Consider the following 16,312-nt stretch of genomic DNA (forward strand, 5'->3'; position numbering starts at 1 on the left):
TTTCTTCTCTCCGTCGCCCGCATCAGCCCGCCATCTTGGCGCGAATTTCCTCGGCCACGTTGTTCGGCACTTCGGCGTAGTGGTCAAAATGCATCGTATACTGGGCGCGCCCCTGCGACATCGAGCGCAGCGTGTTGACGTACCCAAACATGTTGGCCAGCGGCACCGTCGCTTGCACAACGCGCGCGTTGCCGCGCTGATCCATGCCGCTCACGTTGCCGCGACGGCTGTTCAGGTCGCCAATGATGTCGCCCATGTATTCCTCGGGCGTGACAACCTCAACACGCATCATCGGTTCCAGCAGCTTCGGCCCCGCCTTGGGCAGGCCCTCGCGGAACGCGGCGCGGGCGGCGATTTCGAACGCCAGCACGCTGGAGTCCACGTCGTGGTAGCCGCCGTCGATCAGCGTCGCCTTCATGTCGGTCACGGGGAAGCCCGCGATCACGCCATTGTCGAGCGCCGAGGCCAGGCCCTTTTCCACGCCCGGAATGTATTCCTTGGGCACGGAACCACCGACGATCTTGCTTTCGAACTTGTAGCCGAAGCCCGGCTCCATCGGTTCGAACGTGATCGACACCTTCGCGTACTGACCCGACCCGCCCGACTGCTTCTTGTGGGTGTAGTCGACGGTGTAGGTCTTCGAAATCGTTTCGCGGTAGGCCACCTGCGGGGCGCCGACCGAGCAGTCCACCTTGAACTCGCGACGCATGCGGTCGACGATGATTTCGAGGTGCAGTTCGCCCATGCCCTTGATGACCGTCTGACCGCTTTCGGGGTCCGACGACACGCGGAACGAGGGATCCTCGGCGGCCAGGCGCGCCAGCGCCATGCCCATCTTTTCCACGTCGCTCTTGGTCTTGGGCTCCACGGCCACCTCGATCACGGGATCGGGGAAGTCCATGCGCTCCAAGATCACGGGCTTGACCGGATCGCACAAGGTGTCGCCGGTCGTGGTGTCCTTCAGACCCACCAGCGCCACGATGTCGCCCGCGCCCGCCGCCTTGATCTCTTCACGGTTATTGGCGTGCATCAGCAGCATGCGGCCGATGCGCTCGCGCTTGTTCTTCACCGTGTTGATCACGTAGGAGCCGCTTTCCAGCACGCCCGAGTAAATGCGCGCGAAGGTCAGCGAGCCCACGAACGGGTCGTTCATGATCTTGAAGGCCAGCGCCGAGAACGGCTCGTCGTCCGAGCTGTGGCGGTGCACTTCTTCCTCGGTCTCGGGCAGCACGCCACGGATGGCGGGCACGTCCAAAGGCGAGGGCAGGTAGTCAACCACGGCGTCCAGCATCGGCTGCACGCCCTTGTTCTTGAAGGCCGACCCGTTGAGCACGGGCACGAACTTCATGGCGATGGTGCCCTTGCGGATGCAGGCCTTCAGCGTCGCCTCGTCGGGCTCGTTGCCTTCCAGGTACGCTTCCATCGCCGCGTCGTCGAACTCGACGGCGGTTTCGACCAGCTTTTCGCGGTATTCGGCGGCCTGATCGGCCAGCTCGGCGGGGATCTCGACCTCGTCGAACGACGCGCCCAGATCATCGCCGCGCCAGACGATGGCCTTCATCTTCACCAGATCGACCACGCCCACGTAGTCGGCTTCCGAACCGATCGGCAGGCTCAGAACCAGCGGACGCGCGCCCAGCCGGTCGACGATCATGTCGACGCAGCGGAAGAAGTTGGCGCCCATGCGGTCCATCTTGTTGACGAAGCACATGCGGGGCACGTGGTACTTGTCCGCCTGCCGCCACACGGTTTCCGACTGCGGCTCGACACCCGCCACCGAGTCGAACACCGCGATCGCGCCGTCGAGCACACGCAAGGAACGTTCCACCTCAATGGTGAAGTCCACGTGTCCCGGGGTGTCGATGATGTTCACACGGTGATTGTTCCAAAACGCCGTGGTCGCCGCCGACGTAATGGTGATGCCGCGCTCCTGCTCTTGCTCCATCCAGTCCATGGTGGCGGCACCGTCGTGGACTTCGCCGATCTTATGGGACTTGCCGGTGTAGTACAGGATGCGCTCGGTGGTCGTCGTCTTCCCGGCATCAATGTGAGCCATGATGCCGATGTTACGATAGCGCTCAAGCGGGGTGTCGCGTTTCATGCCGCCAACTCTCTGATTCTGGATGTCGTGAGAAAACTACCAGCGGTAGTGACTGAACGCCTTGTTGGCATCAGCCATGCGGTGCGTATCCTCACGCTTCTTCACCGCGCCACCGCGGTTTGATGACGCATCCAGAAACTCACCGGTCAAACGGTCGATCATGGTCGTTTCCGAACGCTTGCGCGCAAAATCGATCAGCCAGCGCAGGGCCAGGGCCTGACGCCGGTCCGGCCGCACCTCGACGGGGACCTGGTACGTGGCGCCACCAACACGACGCGAGCGGACCTCGACGGCCGGCTTCACGTTATCGATGGCATCATGGAAAACCTTCAACGGATCCTGACCGGTCTTGGCCTGGATGCGATCGAACGCCCCATAAACGATCTTCTCGGCAACGCCCTTCTTGCCTTCAAGCATGACCGAGTTGATGAACTTGGCAACGACGATATCGCCGAACTTGGCGTCCGGCAAAACTTCACGCTTTTCGGCTGCGCGACGACGGGACATGGCTTCCTCGATCTCTTACTTGGGACGCTTCGCGCCATACTTGGAACGGCGCTGACGACGGTCCTTCACACCCTGGGTATCCAGCACGCCACGGATGATGTGGTAGCGCACACCCGGAAGGTCCTTCACGCGGCCGCCTCGGATCATCACCACCGAGTGTTCCTGCAGGTTGTGGCCTTCACCGGGGATGTAGCTGGTCACCTCGAAACCGTTGGTCAGCCGCACGCGCGCGACCTTACGAAGGGCCGAGTTCGGCTTCTTCGGAGTCGTGGTGTACACGCGCGTGCAAACCCCTCGCTTCTGAGGGCAGGCTTGCATCGCCGGCACCTTGTTGCGCTTTCCCTGCCCCTGTCGAGGCTTGCGGATGAGCTGATTGATCGTCGGCATCGAACGTCCCTTCTCAAGGCCACCCAAGTACGCGTTTCATGAACTGGACCATCACGACAAAACGCCGGGCGCGTCGCCCAAGCGGCGAAGTGTCGCAATGATGCGATTGTGCCGGCTGCCGGAGAACGGCCCAAAGGCCAGATGTCTTCCAACCGCCTCATACACCGGCCGAGCGGCCAGAAGCGAGGCTCAATTGGCGCGTCTAGGAACGACCCATTCTTTGGATCCCCCCTACCGCCGCCAACCGAGAGAGGCGGCATCATAGGGATGCCCCCCCGGATCGTCAAGCGAAAAGCAGCCTCGGCCGCTCCCCCAGGAGGAGATCTCCTCCTGGAAATTCGACCGGCGCGGGCGCCCCTGGGCCTTCCCGCGCTGGTCTTCTTCCTTGGTCAGGGCGTTTGCGTGTCGCCCGTCGGCGTCACCGGCGCCGGCTCGCCCGGGAAATCCACCACATCGGCCGGCACCGCGGTCAGCATCGGCGCCTCGGCGGTGCGAGTCGCCTCGACCTCGCGGTCGCGGCGCGCCGCCAGCGCGCGCAGGCGGTTCATCAAGGCTCCCGTTCCCGCCGGAATCAGGCGTCCGACGATCACGTTTTCCTTCAAGCCGGCCAGGTCGTCCTTCTTGCCCGACACCGCCGCTTCCGTCAGCACCCGAGTCGTTTCCTGGAACGACGCCGCCGAGATGAACGAGTGCGTCTGCAACGACGCCTTCGTGATGCCCTGCAACACCGGGATCGCCGACGCCGGCCGCCCGTTTTCACGCAGGGTCTTTTCGTTCTCGGCCTGGAAGTCGATCCGGTCGACCAGTTCGCCCACCAGGAGGGTGGTATCGCCGGGCTCGGTGATCTCGACCTTCTGCAGCATCTGGCGCGCGATCACCTCGATATGCTTGTCGTTGATCTTCACGCCTTGCAGACGATAAACGTCCTGGATTTCCTTGATCAGGTAGTTGGCCAGCGCCTCGACGCCCATCACCCGAAGGATGTCGTGCGGCACCGGGTTGCCATCCATCAGGGGATCGCCCTTGCGCACGAAGTCCCCTTCCTGAATCGTCAGGTGCTTGCCCTTGGGCAGCAGGTATTCGACCGGATCGCCGTCGCCATCCTCGGGCACCACCAGCAAGCGGCGCTTGTTCTTGTAGTCCTTGCCAAACTCCACCCGGCCATCGATTTCGGAAATGATCGCGTGGTCCTTGGGCTTGCGCGCCTCGAACAGTTCGGCCACGCGCGGCAGACCGCCGGTGATGTCACGCGTCTTCGAGCCTTCGCGCGGAATACGCGCCAGCACGTCGCCCGCGTTCACCTTCTGGCCGTTTTCCACCGACAAGATGGCGTCCACGCTCATGAAGTAGCGCGCTTCCAGGCCGTTGGTCCCCAGCACCGCCTCGCCCGATTCGGTGTGCAAGGTGATGCGCGGCTTCAGATCCGACCCCTTGGGCTGGTTCTTCCACTCCACCACCACGCGCGATGCGATGCCCGTGGCTTCGTCGGTCACTTCGCGCACCGACACGCCTTCGACCAGGTCGACATAGCGGGCAATACCGGCGCGTTCGGTGATGATCGGCACCGTGTACGGATCCCATTCGGCGAGCTTGGTCCCCTTGGTCACGTCCTGACCGTGGTCGGTCAGCAGGCGCGAGCCGTAAGGCACCCGGTAGCGGGCCTTTTCGCGGCCGGCGTCGTCGGTGATCGCCAGCTCGCAGTTGCGGGCCATGACGATCAGAACGCCTTCCGAGTTGGCCACCACCGAGCGGTTGGTCATCACGATGCGCCCGTCGAAGGCCGCTTCCACGCTGGACTGCTCGGCGCCCCTTTGCGCCGCGCCGCCGATGTGGAAGGTGCGCATGGTCAGCTGCGTGCCCGGCTCGCCGATCGACTGAGCCGCGATCACGCCCACCGCCTCGCCGATGTTCACCGGCGTGCCACGCGCCAGGTCGCGGCCATAGCACTTGCCGCAGATGCCGCCATCGGCGTCGCAGGTCAGCACCGAGCGGATGCGCACCTGCTCGATGCCCGCCTTTTCCAGGGCCTCGACGTCGCGTTCGTCGATGATCTTGTTGTTGGGCACGATCAAGGTGCCGTCGGCGCCCTTCACGTCCTCGGCCGCCGTGCGTCCCAGAACCCGCTCGCCCAGCGAGGCAATGATCTGGCCGCCCTCGACCACCGGCATGGCGGTGATGCCCCGGGTGGTGCCGCAGTCGTCCATGACGATGATGGCGTCCTGGGCCACGTCGACCAGACGGCGCGTCAGGTACCCCGAGTTCGCGGTCTTCAACGCCGTGTCGGCCAGGCCCTTGCGCGCGCCGTGGGTGGAGTTGAAGTACTCCAGCACGGTCAGGCCTTCCTTGAAGTTCGACACGATCGGCGTTTCGATGATTTCGCCCGACGGCTTGGCCATCAGGCCGCGCATGCCGGCCAGCTGCTTCATCTGCGCCGCCGAGCCACGCGCCCCGGAGTGCGCCATCATGTAGACCGAGTTCACCGGACGACCCGGCTCGATCTTGGCGATCTCCTTCATCATCTCGTCGGCCACCAGGTCGGTGCAGTGCGACCAGGCGTCGATCACCTTGTTGTACTTTTCACCCTGGGTGATCAGGCCGTCCTGGTACTGCTGCTCGAACTCCTTGACCTCGGCTTCGGTCTTGGCCACCAGGTCGGCCTTGGTGGCCGGGATCACCAGGTCGTCCTTGCCAAACGAGATGCCCGCCCGCGCCGCGTGGGCATAGCCCAGGGCCATGATGCGGTCGCAGAAGATCACCGTCTCCTTCTGGCCGCAGTGACGGTACACCGAGTCGATAACGTCGGTGACGTCCTTCTTGCGCAGCAGACGGTTGATCAGCGCGAACGGCAGCGCCTTGTGCTTGGGCAGAAGCTGGGCCAGAAGCATGCGTCCGGGCGTGGTCTGGACCGTGCGCGTGACCGGATCGCCGTTTTCGTCCACGGTGTGCAGCCGCGCGCGCACCCTGGCTTGCAAGCTGGCCTTCTTCGAGAACAAGGCATGCTCGATCTCGGCCATCGAGCCAAAGCACATGCCTTCGCCCGGTTCGCCCTCGCGCTCCAAGGTCAGGTAGTAAAGCCCCAGCACGATGTCCTGGGTCGGCACGATGATCGGCTTGCCGTTGGCGGGCGACAGGATGTTGTTGGTCGACATCATCAGCACGCGCGCTTCCAGCTGGGCTTCCAGCGAAAGGGGCACGTGCACGGCCATCTGGTCGCCGTCGAAGTCCGCGTTGAAGGCGGTGCACACCAGCGGGTGCAGCTGGATGGCCTTGCCTTCGATCAGCACCGGCTCGAACGCCTGGATGCCCAGGCGGTGCAGCGTCGGCGCGCGGTTCAGCATCACCGGGTGTTCGCGGATGACCTCTTCCAGGATGTCCCACACCTCGGGACGTTCCTTTTCCACCATCCGCTTGGCGGCCTTGATGGTGGTCGCGAAGTGGTACTGCTCCAGCTTCGAGTACACGAAGGGCTTGAACAGCTCCAGGGCCATCTTCTTGGGCAGGCCGCACTGGTGCAGCTTCAGTTCCGGACCCACCACGATGACCGAACGGCCCGAGTAGTCGACGCGCTTGCCCAGCAGGTTCTGACGGAAGCGGCCCTGCTTGCCCTTGAGCATGTCGGAAAGCGACTTGAGCGGACGCTTGTTGGCGCCCGTGATCGCGCGCCCGCGCCGGCCGTTGTCGAACAAGGCGTCGACCGACTCTTGCAGCATGCGCTTTTCGTTGCGGATGATGATGTCGGGCGCGCGCAGCTCGATCAGGCGCTTGAGGCGGTTGTTGCGGTTGATGACGCGCCGGTACAGGTCGTTGAGGTCCGAGGTCGCGAAACGGCCGCCATCCAGGGGCACCAGCGGGCGCAGCTCGGGCGGGATGACCGGAATCACTTCCAGGATCATCCATTCGGGCCGGCAGCCGGATTCAAGGAAGGCGTCGACGATCTTCAGACGCTTGACCAGCTTCTTGCGCTTGGCCTCCGAGCTGGTTTCGCGCAGCTCGGTTTTCATCTCTTCCTTGAGGGTCTCCAGGTCGATGGCCATCAGCATGTCGCGGATGGCCTCGGCGCCGATGCCCGCCGTGAAGCTGTCCTGGCCGTATTCTTCCTGGGCGCGCTGGAACTGCTCCTCGGTCAGCATTTCGTGGAGCTTGAGCGGCGTCAGGCCCGGCTCGACCACCACGTAATTCTCGAAGTACAGCACGCGCTCAAGGTCCTTGAGCGTCATGTCAATGAGCAGGCCCACGCGGCTGGGCAGCGACTTCATGAACCAGATGTGCGCGACCGGCGCGGCCAGTTCGATATGGCCCATGCGTTCGCGGCGCACCTTCGACAAGGTGACCTCGACGCCGCACTTTTCGCAGATGATTCCGCGATACTTCATGCGCTTGTACTTGCCGCACAAGCATTCGTAATCCTTGATCGGCCCGAAGATCCGCGCGCAGAACAGGCCATCCCGTTCCGGCTTGAAGGTCCGGTAGTTGATGGTCTCCGGCTTCTTGATTTCGCCAAAGGACCAAGACCGGATCTTCTCCGGGCTGGCAATGGAAATCTTGATCTGGTCAAACGACTGGGTGCCGGAGACCTGACCAAAGATCTTGGTAAGTTCGTTCATGCCTGCCTTCTCCCGCCTGTTCGCGGCGGGCGCGGTGCGTTAAAAACAGGACCCGCGCCCCATTCGGTGCCGACGCGCCCCGCCCCGGGCATCCCGCCTGTGCGACGGGATCCGGGCCGGGAAGCGGTCCTCTTAATAGCTGCTCTGGCCCAGCTCGACGTCCAGACCCAGCGAGCGCATTTCCTTGACCAACACGTTGAAGCTCTCGGGAATGCCGGCCTCGAAGGTATCGTCGCCCTTGACGATCGCCTCGTAAACCTTGGTGCGTCCGGACACGTCGTCCGACTTCACCGTCAGCATTTCCTGCAGCGTGTACGCCGCGCCATAGGCTTCCAGGGCCCACACCTCCATTTCGCCGAAGCGCTGGCCACCGAACTGGGCCTTGCCGCCCAACGGCTGCTGCGTCACCAGCGAGTAGGGACCAATGGACCGGGCGTGGATCTTGTCGTCAACCAGGTGGTGGAGCTTCAGCATGTAGATGTAGCCCACCGTCACCTTGCGGTCGAACGGCTCGCCGGTACGGCCATCGCGCAAGGTGACCTGCCCCGACGTATCCAGCCCCGCCTTGCGCAGCATGTCGCAGATGTCGCTTTCGCGCGCCCCGTCGAACACCGGCGAGGCAATGGGCACGCCGTTGCGCAGGTTCCAGGCCAGTTCGCAGACCTGATCGTCCGACATCGCGGACAGATCTTCCTCGGTGTGGCGCGGACCGTAGATGTCTTCCAGACGGTCGCGCAGGGCGCTCACCGGCGTTTCCTCGCGCCTGACACCGTCGAGCAGTTCCTTGATCTGCGCCCCCAGCCCACGACAGGCCCATCCCAGGTGGGTTTCCAGGATCTGACCCACGTTCATGCGCGACGGCACGCCCAGCGGGTTGAGCACGATGTCCACGTAGGTGCCGTCTTCCAGGTAGGGCATGTCCTCGATCGGATTGATCTTGGAAATCACACCCTTGTTGCCGTGACGGCCGGCCATCTTGTCGCCCGGCTGCAGCTTGCGCTTCACCGCGACGAACACCTTGACCATCTTCAAGACGCCCGGCGGCAGTTCGTCGCCGCGCTGGAGCTTTTCAACCTTGTTCTCGAAGCGCTCCTGGATCTTGCCGATCGATTCCTCGTAGGCCCGCTTCAGGGTTTCGATCGCGGTGGCCGCCGTGTCGTCCTCGACCGCGATCTGGCGCCACTGGGCCGCCGTGAAGCCGGCCAGCAGTTCCTCGGTCACCACGCCGCCGGTGGCCATGCCGCGCGGGCCGCCCACCACCTTCTGGCCCATCAAAAGGCCCTTGAGCCGGCGCGCGAAGCTGCCTTCCAAGATGGCGCGTTCGTCGTCGCGGTCCTTGGCCAGGCTTTCGATTTCCTGGCGCTCGATCGCCATCGCGCGCTCGTCCTTCTCGACGCCGCGCCGGTTGAACACCCGCACCTCGACCACGGTGCCGGTCACCCCGGGCGGAATGCGCAAGGACGTGTCGCGCACGTCCGAGGCCTTTTCGCCGAAGATGGCGCGCAGCAGCTTTTCTTCCGGGGTCATCGGGCTTTCGCCCTTGGGCGTCACCTTGCCCACCAGGATGTCGCCGGCCTGGACATCGGCGCCGATGTAGACAATGCCGGCCTCGTCCAGGTTCTTCAGCGCTTCCTCGCCCACGTTCGGAATGTCGCGGGTGATTTCCTCCTGGCCCAGCTTGGTATCGCGGGCCATGACCTCGAACTCCTCGATGTGGATCGAGGTGAACACGTCATCGCGCACGATGCGCTCGGAAATCAGGATCGAGTCCTCGAAGTTGTAGCCGTTCCAGGGCATGAACGCGACCAGCACGTTGCGCCCCAGCGCCAGCTCGCCCATCTCGGTCGACGGTCCGTCGGCCAGGATGTCGCCCTTGCGCACTTCCTCGCCCACCTTCACCAGCGGACGCTGGTTGATACAGGTGTTCTGGTTGGAGCGCTGGAACTTCTGCAACCGGTAAATATCAACGCCCGATTCGGCCGCGCGCAACTGCTCGGTGGCCCGGATCACGATGCGGGTCGCGTCCACCTGCTGGACCACGCCGCCGCGTCGGGCCGAAATCGTGGCCCCCGAATCGCGCGCCACCGCCGGTTCCATGCCCGTGCCCACGTAAGGGGCCTCGGCGCGGACCAGGGGCACCGCCTGACGCTGCATGTTCGAGCCCATCAGCGCGCGGTTGGCGTCGTCGTTTTCCAGGAAGGGAATCAGCGCCGCGGCCACCGAAACCAGCTGCTTGGGCGACACGTCGATGAAATCAATGTCGCCCGGCGGCACGATCTCGTAGTCACCGGCGCGGCGGCACGACACCAGATCCTCGATGAAGCGGTTCTCGGGGGTCAGCGGCGCGTTGGCCTGGGCCACCGTGTAGCGGCCTTCCTCCATCGCCGACATGTAGATGACCTCGTCGGTCACCACCCCGTCCACCACCTTGCGGTAGGGGGCCTCGATGAAGCCGTACTGATTGACGCGGGCGTAGGTGGCCAGCGAGTTGATCAGACCAATGTTCGGCCCTTCCGGCGTTTCAATCGGGCAGATGCGGCCGTAGTGGGTCGGGTGCACGTCGCGCACCTCGAAGCCGGCGCGCTCGCGGGTCAGACCACCGGGGCCAAGCGCCGACAAGCGCCGCTTGTGGGTGATTTCCGACAGCGGGTTGGTCTGGTCCATGAACTGCGACAGCTGCGACGAGCCAAAGAACTCGCGCACGGCCGCCGCCGCCGGCTTGGCGTTGATCAGGTCGTGGGGCATCACCGTGTCGATGTCCACGCTGCTCATGCGCTCGCGAATCGCGCGCTCCATGCGCAGCAGGCCAACCCGGTACTGGTTTTCCATCAGTTCGCCGACCGAGCGCACCCGGCGGTTGCCCAGGTGGTCGATGTCGTCGATTTCGCCCCGGCCGTCCTTCAGCTCCACCAAAACCCGGATGATGTGCAAGATATCGTCCTTGCGCAGCACCCGCTGGGTATCGGGCACGTCTTGCAAGGTGAAGTCCAGGCGGGCGTTCATCTTCACGCGGCCCACCGCCGAAAGATCATAACGCTCGGAGTCGAAGAACAGCCCCTTGAACAGGGCCTCGGCGGTTTCCAAGGTGGGGGGCTCGCCCGGGCGCATCACCCGGTAGATGTCGATCAACGCCTCTTCGCGCGAGGTATTCTTGTCGACCATCAAGGTATTGCGGATGTACGGGCCCACGTTCTGGTGGTCGATGTGCAGCACGCGCAGCTCGGTGAAGCCGGCGCGCTCCATCTCGCCCAGCATGGCCTCGGTCAGCTCGTCGCCGGCCTCGGCGTAGATCTCGCCGGTTTCCTCGTTGATCATGTCCTCGGCGGCGTAGCGGCCCACCAGTTCCTCGGTGAACACGCGCATCTCGGTCATGCCGTCTTCCGCCAGCTTGCGGGCGGCCCGGGCCGTGACCTTGGTGCCGGCTTCCAGCTTGACCTCGCCGGTGCGGGCGTCGATCAGATCGTAGGTGAGCTTGACGCCGCGCAGGCGTTCGGGCGTGAACTCGACCTTCCAGCCCATGTCATCGCGGTTGAAGATGAGCTTCTGGTAGAAGAAATCCAGGATTTCTTCCGAGGTCATGCCGGCGATCTCGGCCGAATCCACCGAACGCCCCTCCGCCGCGCGCTCGTCGCGCAGGGCCTGGGTCTGGGCGCCTTCCAGGGCGTACAGCAGGGTCGTCACCGGCAGCTTGCGGCGCCGGTCGATGCGGACATACACCAGATCCTTGGCGTCGAACTCGAAGTCCAGCCACGAGCCGCGATAGGGAATGACCCGCGCCGCGTACAGGAACTTGCCCGACGAATGGGTCTTGCCCTTGTCGTGGTCGAAGAACACGCCCGGCGACCGGTGCATCTGCGAGACGATGACGCGCTCGGTGCCGTTGATGATGAAGGTGCCGTTCGACGTCATCAAGGGCATGTCGCCCATGTAGACGTCCTGCTCCTTGATGTCGCGGATCGAGCGCGAGCCGGTTTCCTCGTCCACGTCCCACACGAGAAGGCGCAAGGTCACCTTCAAGGGCGCGGCAAAGGTCATGCCGCGCTGCTGGCATTCATCCACGTCGTACTTCGGTTCTTCCAGCTCGTAGGAAACGAACTCCAGTTCGCCCTTGCCCGAGAAGTCCTTGATGGGAAAGACGGACTTGAAAACCTCCTGCAAACCGCTATTGGTACGCTGGTCAACCGGAATCCCGATCTGGAGAAACTGGTCATAGGAGCTTTTCTGAACTTCAATCAGGTTTGGCATGGGAGCCACGGTCGGAATCCGGCCGAAGTCCTTCCGAATGCGCTTCCGACTGGTCAACGACATGGTCATTACCGCTCCTTAACTGTACGCGCCGCGCAGGTCCGCCTGGATCGCGAAGCCCGGGCTTCAGCCTTGCGATCCATATTTTCGCCTCTTCTCCCCGCCGGATCTCGCTTTTCGCGGGCAAAAAATGCGATAAACTCTAGAATAGGAAAGGCTCCGGCACCGCCTGGCACCTTGAGGCCCCCTCCCCCCGGGGCGCTTGCGCCTCGGGCGACACCGCCCCCCGACTTGCCGGGGGATCCCACACACCGCCCGCCGACGCCAGGCCGTCCCTTCCAGGGAGCCGGCCCAAGACAGCGGCATCCAGAGGCTGGCGCCCTCCTTTGACCCGGACCCGCGGGGCCCAGGGGCCCCGATCCGGGTCAAAGGAGGGCGATCCCCCTGCCATCGGCCCCTGGCCGGGCTTGTCGCCGTCGGGAAATCCGGTTTTCCCTTTTCCCCGACGAACCCGCGAACCGACGGATAAAAACCGAGTTAACCGATCAGGAACGCCGCATGGCCGAACGAAAGGCGCGCCTGGGGCGCTCCCTTCCGTCCGGCCTTGCGGCGCCTGACACCCGAAGGAGACAGACTTACTTCACCGACACCTTGGCGCCGGCTTCCTCAAGCTGCTTCTTCATCTTCTCGGCGTCGTCCTTGGACACGCCTTCCTTCACGGGCTTCGGAGCGCCTTCGACCAAGTCCTTGGCTTCCTTCAGGCCCAGGCCGGTGATGGCGCGGACTTCCTTGATCACGTTGATCTTCTTGTCGCCGGCGTTCTCAAGGATCACGTCGAACTCGGTCTTCTCTTCCTCGGCCGGAGCGGCCTCGGCGGCGGCAACGGCGGCAACGGCCACCGGCGCGGCGGCGGAAACGCCCCACTTCTCTTCGAGCATCTTGCTCAGTTCAGCCGCTTCGAGAACCGTCAGGGCGGACAGCTCTTCCACGAGCTTGGCGAGATCGGCCATTTTATCATGCTCCTACAGATAAGGATCGTACTTCCGATTGAAAAGGGTAGGCCGCGATCAGGCGGCCTCGTCCTTGGTGGCATAGGCGTTGAAGACCCGCGCCAACTGACCCGCCGGCGCCTGCAAGACGCCCGCGATCCGGGTGGCGGGGGTGTTGATCATGCCAAGCAGCTTGCCGCGCAGCTCGTCGAGCGACGGCAGCTTGGCCAGCGCATCGATTCCCTGCACGTCCAGCATCTTGCCCTGCATGGCTCCGCCCAGAATCACGAGCTTGTCGTTCTTCTTGGCGAACTCCACGCAGACCTTCGCGGCCGCCACCGGATCGGACGAAGTCGCGATCGCGGTCGGGCCGGTGAACAGGTCGGCAAGGCCTTCAAACGCCGTATCCGCAAGGGCAAGGCGCGTGATCCGGTTCTTCGTCACACGGAACGATGCGCCGGCAGCCCGCATCTCCCTGCGCAGCTTCTCCACCTCGGCCACCGTCATGCCCTTGTAGTGGGTGACGATGCAGGTGCTCGTGCTGGCAAAGAGGGACGAGAGCTCCGCGATCAGTTCCTTTTTTTCTTCCCGGTTCACGGTGATCTCCGCTTCCTGACCCGCCCCGACGGCCTTGGTGACAAGGCCTCCGGCACGGGCTGGTTGCCCTCATGAATCCCGGGCTGGCCGCGCCCTCCTCCCAAGGGAAGAAAACGATCCGTGCCCGGGGGTGAACCTGCCCCGGAAGTCGATCCCCTTTTCAACCGATCCTGGCAAAGCCCGGGCCGGCGATCAGCGGTCTGTCTCCCGTCTACGCGGGCGGGGAGCCTCCCCTTCAAGCCTTCCTGGCATGCCAGGAAGACACCTGCGGTCTTGGACAGGCTGGCAAGTCCCAGGCCCAGGGGCCTAGCGGACCTGCCCCCGGCGCCCCGGCCCGACCCCCTGGGGGATCCGGCCGGATCACGCCGGAAACAAGACAGCGCAGTACGCGCCGCCGTGCATGGCGCGGTTACGCGCCGGTGTGCACGGCGCGGTTACGCGCCGGTGTGCAACGTGTTCACCGCCAGCTTCACGCCCGGCCCCATGGTCGAGCTGAGAGCGGCGCGCTTCAGGTAGGTGCCCTTGGCGCCCGACGGCTTGGCCTTGATGATCGCGTCGACAAAGGCCCGGATGTTGTCCAGCAGCTGTTCCTCGGCGAACGAGGCGCGGCCGACACCCGCGTGAACCAGACCCGCCTTTTCCACGCGGAACTGCACCTGGCCGGCCTTGGCGGCCTTGACCGCGCCGGCCACGTCGTTGGTCACCGTGCCCAGCTTCGGGTTCGGCATCAGGCCGCGCGGACCCAGCACCTTGCCCAGCCGGCCCACCACGCCCATCATGTCGGGCGTCGCGATGCAGCGGTCGAAATCAATGGTGCCGCCCTGGATGGAAGCAGCCAGATCATCGGCGCCCACCACGTCGGCCCCGGCGGCCTTGGCTTCCTCGGCCTTGTCGCCCTTGGCGAACACGGCCACGCGCACCGTCTTGCCGGTGCCGTGCGGCAGACCCACCACGCCACGGACCATCTGGTCGGCGTGACGGGGATCCACGCCCAGGGCCAGGGCGATCTCGATGGTTTCGTCAAACTTCGCGGTCGCCCGCGCCTTCACCATCGAAACGGCCTGAACCAGGTCGTACTGCACCAGCGGATCGACGCCCTCGGTGGCCTTCTTCAGTCGCTTGCCAAGCTTCGCCATCGCCTCAGCCCTCCACCTTCAAACCCATCGAGCGCGCCGAGCCGATGACCATCTGCATCGCGGACTCAACGGTCGGCGAGTTCAGGTCCGGCATCTTCTTTTCGGCAATCTCGCGCACCTGCGCCATGGTCACGGTTCCCACCGTGCCCTTGCCCGGCGTCGTCGAGCCCTTGGGAAGACCGGCGGCCTTCTTCAGGTAGTACGACATGGGCGGCGTCTTGGTGATGAAGGTGAACGTGCGATCGGCGTAGGCGGTGATCACCACCGGCGTCGGCGTGCCCGGCTCCATCTGCTGGGTGGCCGCGTTGAACGCCTTCACGAATTCCATGATGTTCAGGCCACGCTGACCAAGCGCGGGACCCACCGGCGGCGACGGCGTCGCCTTGCCGGCCGGGATCTGCAACTTGACATAGCCCGTAATTTTCTTTGCCATGACAACCTCGGTCCTTGAAGTTCAGGAATGCCCGAAGGGCCGTGGTGCGGCTGCTCCCGGACTTCGGAGCCGACCTCCCACGTCAAACCGGCCGAAGACGACTCCCCGGCCCAGGCCTCGCGGCCAAAACGACGCGCCCCATCCGCCGGAGATTCCGGCGTGCCGACGCATCCTTAAATCTTTTCCACCTGAGCGTATTCCAGTTCCACGGGAGTCGAGCGCCCGAAGATCGACACCGACACCTTGAGCCGGGCCCGTTCCTCGTCCACTTCCTCGACCAGACCGTTGAAGCTGGTAAACGGTCCGTCGCACACGCGCACCTGCTCGCCCACGTCGAACGAAATCGACGGCTTGGGACGATCGATGCCCTCTTGCACCTGGTGCAAGATGCGCTCGGCTTCCTTGTCGGTGATCGGCGACGGACGGCCGCGCCCCCCCAGGAACCCGGTCACCTTGGCCGTGTTCTTGACCAGGTGCCACGTTTCGTCGGTCAGGTCCATCTTGACCAGGACATACCCGGGGAAGAATTTCCGCTCCGCGTTGACCTTGGCCCCGCGACGGACCTCAACCACCTCTTCCGACGGAACAAGGACTTCCTCGATCAGGGCTTCCATGCCCTTCTGGATTGCCTGCTCCCGAATGGATTGGGCAACCTTGTTCTCGAAACCGGAATAGACGTGAATCACATACCAGCGGGCGGCCACGCGATCACACTCCCAGGCCAAAGATGAATTGAACCCCTTCGGCCAGCACAAAATCGACAAACAGGAAAAACAGCGCCGCCAGGAAGACCATGACAAAAACCATGGTCGTCGAGATCGTCGTCTCCTTGCGAGACGGCCAAGTAACCTTGGCCATTTCCTGACGAACTTGACGGATATACTGGCCTGGAGTCGTCCTTGGCATCCTGCGGTTCCGAAATGGCGAACCGCCGATCCCCGGGACACCAAAATCCCAAGGCGACGGTTGCGAGTGGGTCGGACTGAACCGGGCCCGCCTCCCTGAAAGAAAGGAGACACCCCAGCGGACAAAGGCGGCCGTGGCAGGGGCGACAGGACTTGAACCCGTAACCCCCGGTTTTGGAGACCGGTGCTCTACCAGTTGAGCTACACCCCTCCAGCGGCCGAGACACCCGGCGGATCCCGGGTTGCCCGCTCCGGAAGGCAACGTGCCTTCCGCGAACTCTCACTTCCGACATTCCCCGAAACCAAGCCTGCCGGGGAGGGCAGTTAATAACGGATTTGCCGGAAGCGATCAACTCTTTTTTTCAAGACCCGGAGCGTTTTTTACTCCGGGTCTTGAACACTCAACAC

General features: G+C 64.1%; 11 protein-coding genes and 1 tRNA gene. All 12 read right to left on the minus strand.

Features of this window, described 5'->3' with window-relative positions; translation table 11 throughout:
* Positions 1-22: 22 nt before the first annotated feature.
* Positions 23-2,101: an elongation factor G gene (gene fusA / locus ROR02_RS13190; protein WP_147164510.1), complete on the minus strand. Its 2,079-nt coding sequence runs from the start codon at positions 2,099-2,101 to the stop codon at positions 23-25.
* A gap of 36 nt (positions 2,102-2,137) precedes the next feature.
* Positions 2,138-2,608 (minus strand): 30S ribosomal protein S7, encoded by a 471-nt coding sequence (rpsG, locus tag ROR02_RS13195; protein WP_147164511.1) that lies wholly within the window; start codon positions 2,606-2,608, stop codon positions 2,138-2,140.
* Between the two features lie 15 nt (positions 2,609-2,623).
* The gene (gene rpsL, locus ROR02_RS13200) at positions 2,624-2,995 is read right to left on the minus strand and encodes a 30S ribosomal protein S12 (protein WP_147164512.1); all 372 of its coding nucleotides are present in this window, start codon (positions 2,993-2,995) and stop codon (positions 2,624-2,626) included.
* A gap of 389 nt (positions 2,996-3,384) precedes the next feature.
* On the minus strand, positions 3,385-7,599 hold the full coding sequence (gene rpoC / locus ROR02_RS13205) for a DNA-directed RNA polymerase subunit beta' (protein ID WP_147164513.1): 4,215 nt from the start codon (positions 7,597-7,599) through the stop codon (positions 3,385-3,387).
* Positions 7,600-7,731: 132 nt separating this feature from the next.
* Entirely contained in the window at positions 7,732-11,913 is a 4,182-nt protein-coding gene (gene rpoB / locus ROR02_RS13210) for a DNA-directed RNA polymerase subunit beta (RefSeq protein ID WP_147164514.1), read from the minus strand.
* A 566-nt stretch (positions 11,914-12,479) separates the two neighbouring features.
* Positions 12,480-12,854, minus strand: coding sequence for a 50S ribosomal protein L7/L12 (gene rplL, locus ROR02_RS13215; RefSeq protein ID WP_147164515.1), 375 nt, complete (start codon positions 12,852-12,854; stop codon positions 12,480-12,482).
* A 57-nt stretch (positions 12,855-12,911) separates the two neighbouring features.
* On the minus strand, positions 12,912-13,430 hold the full coding sequence (gene rplJ, locus ROR02_RS13220; RefSeq protein WP_147164516.1) for a 50S ribosomal protein L10: 519 nt from the start codon (positions 13,428-13,430) through the stop codon (positions 12,912-12,914).
* Positions 13,431-13,864: 434 nt separating this feature from the next.
* Positions 13,865-14,566 (minus strand): 50S ribosomal protein L1, encoded by a 702-nt coding sequence (gene rplA / locus ROR02_RS13225; RefSeq protein ID WP_147164517.1) that lies wholly within the window; start codon positions 14,564-14,566, stop codon positions 13,865-13,867.
* Between the two features lie 4 nt (positions 14,567-14,570).
* The gene (rplK, locus tag ROR02_RS13230; protein WP_147164518.1) at positions 14,571-14,999 is read right to left on the minus strand and encodes a 50S ribosomal protein L11; all 429 of its coding nucleotides are present in this window, start codon (positions 14,997-14,999) and stop codon (positions 14,571-14,573) included.
* Positions 15,000-15,172: 173 nt separating this feature from the next.
* Positions 15,173-15,703, minus strand: coding sequence for a transcription termination/antitermination protein NusG (gene nusG, locus ROR02_RS13235; protein ID WP_147164519.1), 531 nt, complete (start codon positions 15,701-15,703; stop codon positions 15,173-15,175).
* Between the two features lie 4 nt (positions 15,704-15,707).
* Positions 15,708-15,857, minus strand: coding sequence for a preprotein translocase subunit SecE (gene secE / locus ROR02_RS13240; protein ID WP_218032817.1), 150 nt, complete (start codon positions 15,855-15,857; stop codon positions 15,708-15,710).
* 182 nt (positions 15,858-16,039) lie between these two features.
* Positions 16,040-16,115 (minus strand) — tRNA-Trp (locus ROR02_RS13245).
* Between the last annotated feature and the right edge of the window lie 197 nt (positions 16,116-16,312).

Origin of the sequence: Pararhodospirillum oryzae, assembly GCF_007992075.1 — a bacterium.
GTDB lineage: Bacteria > Pseudomonadota > Alphaproteobacteria > Rhodospirillales > Rhodospirillaceae > Pararhodospirillum > Pararhodospirillum oryzae.

Excerpts from the sequence above, each read along its gene's own strand:
- rplA (WP_147164517.1), bottom strand. The coding sequence starts at position 14,566 with ATGGCGAAGCTTGGCAAGCGACTGAAGAAGGCCACCGAGGGCGTCGAT.
- rpsL (WP_147164512.1), bottom strand. The coding sequence starts at position 2,995 with ATGCCGACGATCAATCAGCTCATCCGCAAGCCTCGACAGGGGCAGGGA.
- rplL (WP_147164515.1), bottom strand. The coding sequence starts at position 12,854 with ATGGCCGATCTCGCCAAGCTCGTGGAAGAGCTGTCCGCCCTGACGGTT.
- secE (WP_218032817.1), bottom strand. The coding sequence starts at position 15,857 with ATGGCCAAGGTTACTTGGCCGTCTCGCAAGGAGACGACGATCTCGACG.
- rpsG (WP_147164511.1), bottom strand. The coding sequence starts at position 2,608 with ATGTCCCGTCGTCGCGCAGCCGAAAAGCGTGAAGTTTTGCCGGACGCC.
- rplK (WP_147164518.1), bottom strand. The coding sequence starts at position 14,999 with ATGGCAAAGAAAATTACGGGCTATGTCAAGTTGCAGATCCCGGCCGGC.
- rpoB (WP_147164514.1), bottom strand. The coding sequence starts at position 11,913 with ATGACCATGTCGTTGACCAGTCGGAAGCGCATTCGGAAGGACTTCGGC.
- rpoC (WP_147164513.1), bottom strand. The coding sequence starts at position 7,599 with ATGAACGAACTTACCAAGATCTTTGGTCAGGTCTCCGGCACCCAGTCG.
- fusA (WP_147164510.1), bottom strand. The coding sequence starts at position 2,101 with ATGAAACGCGACACCCCGCTTGAGCGCTATCGTAACATCGGCATCATG.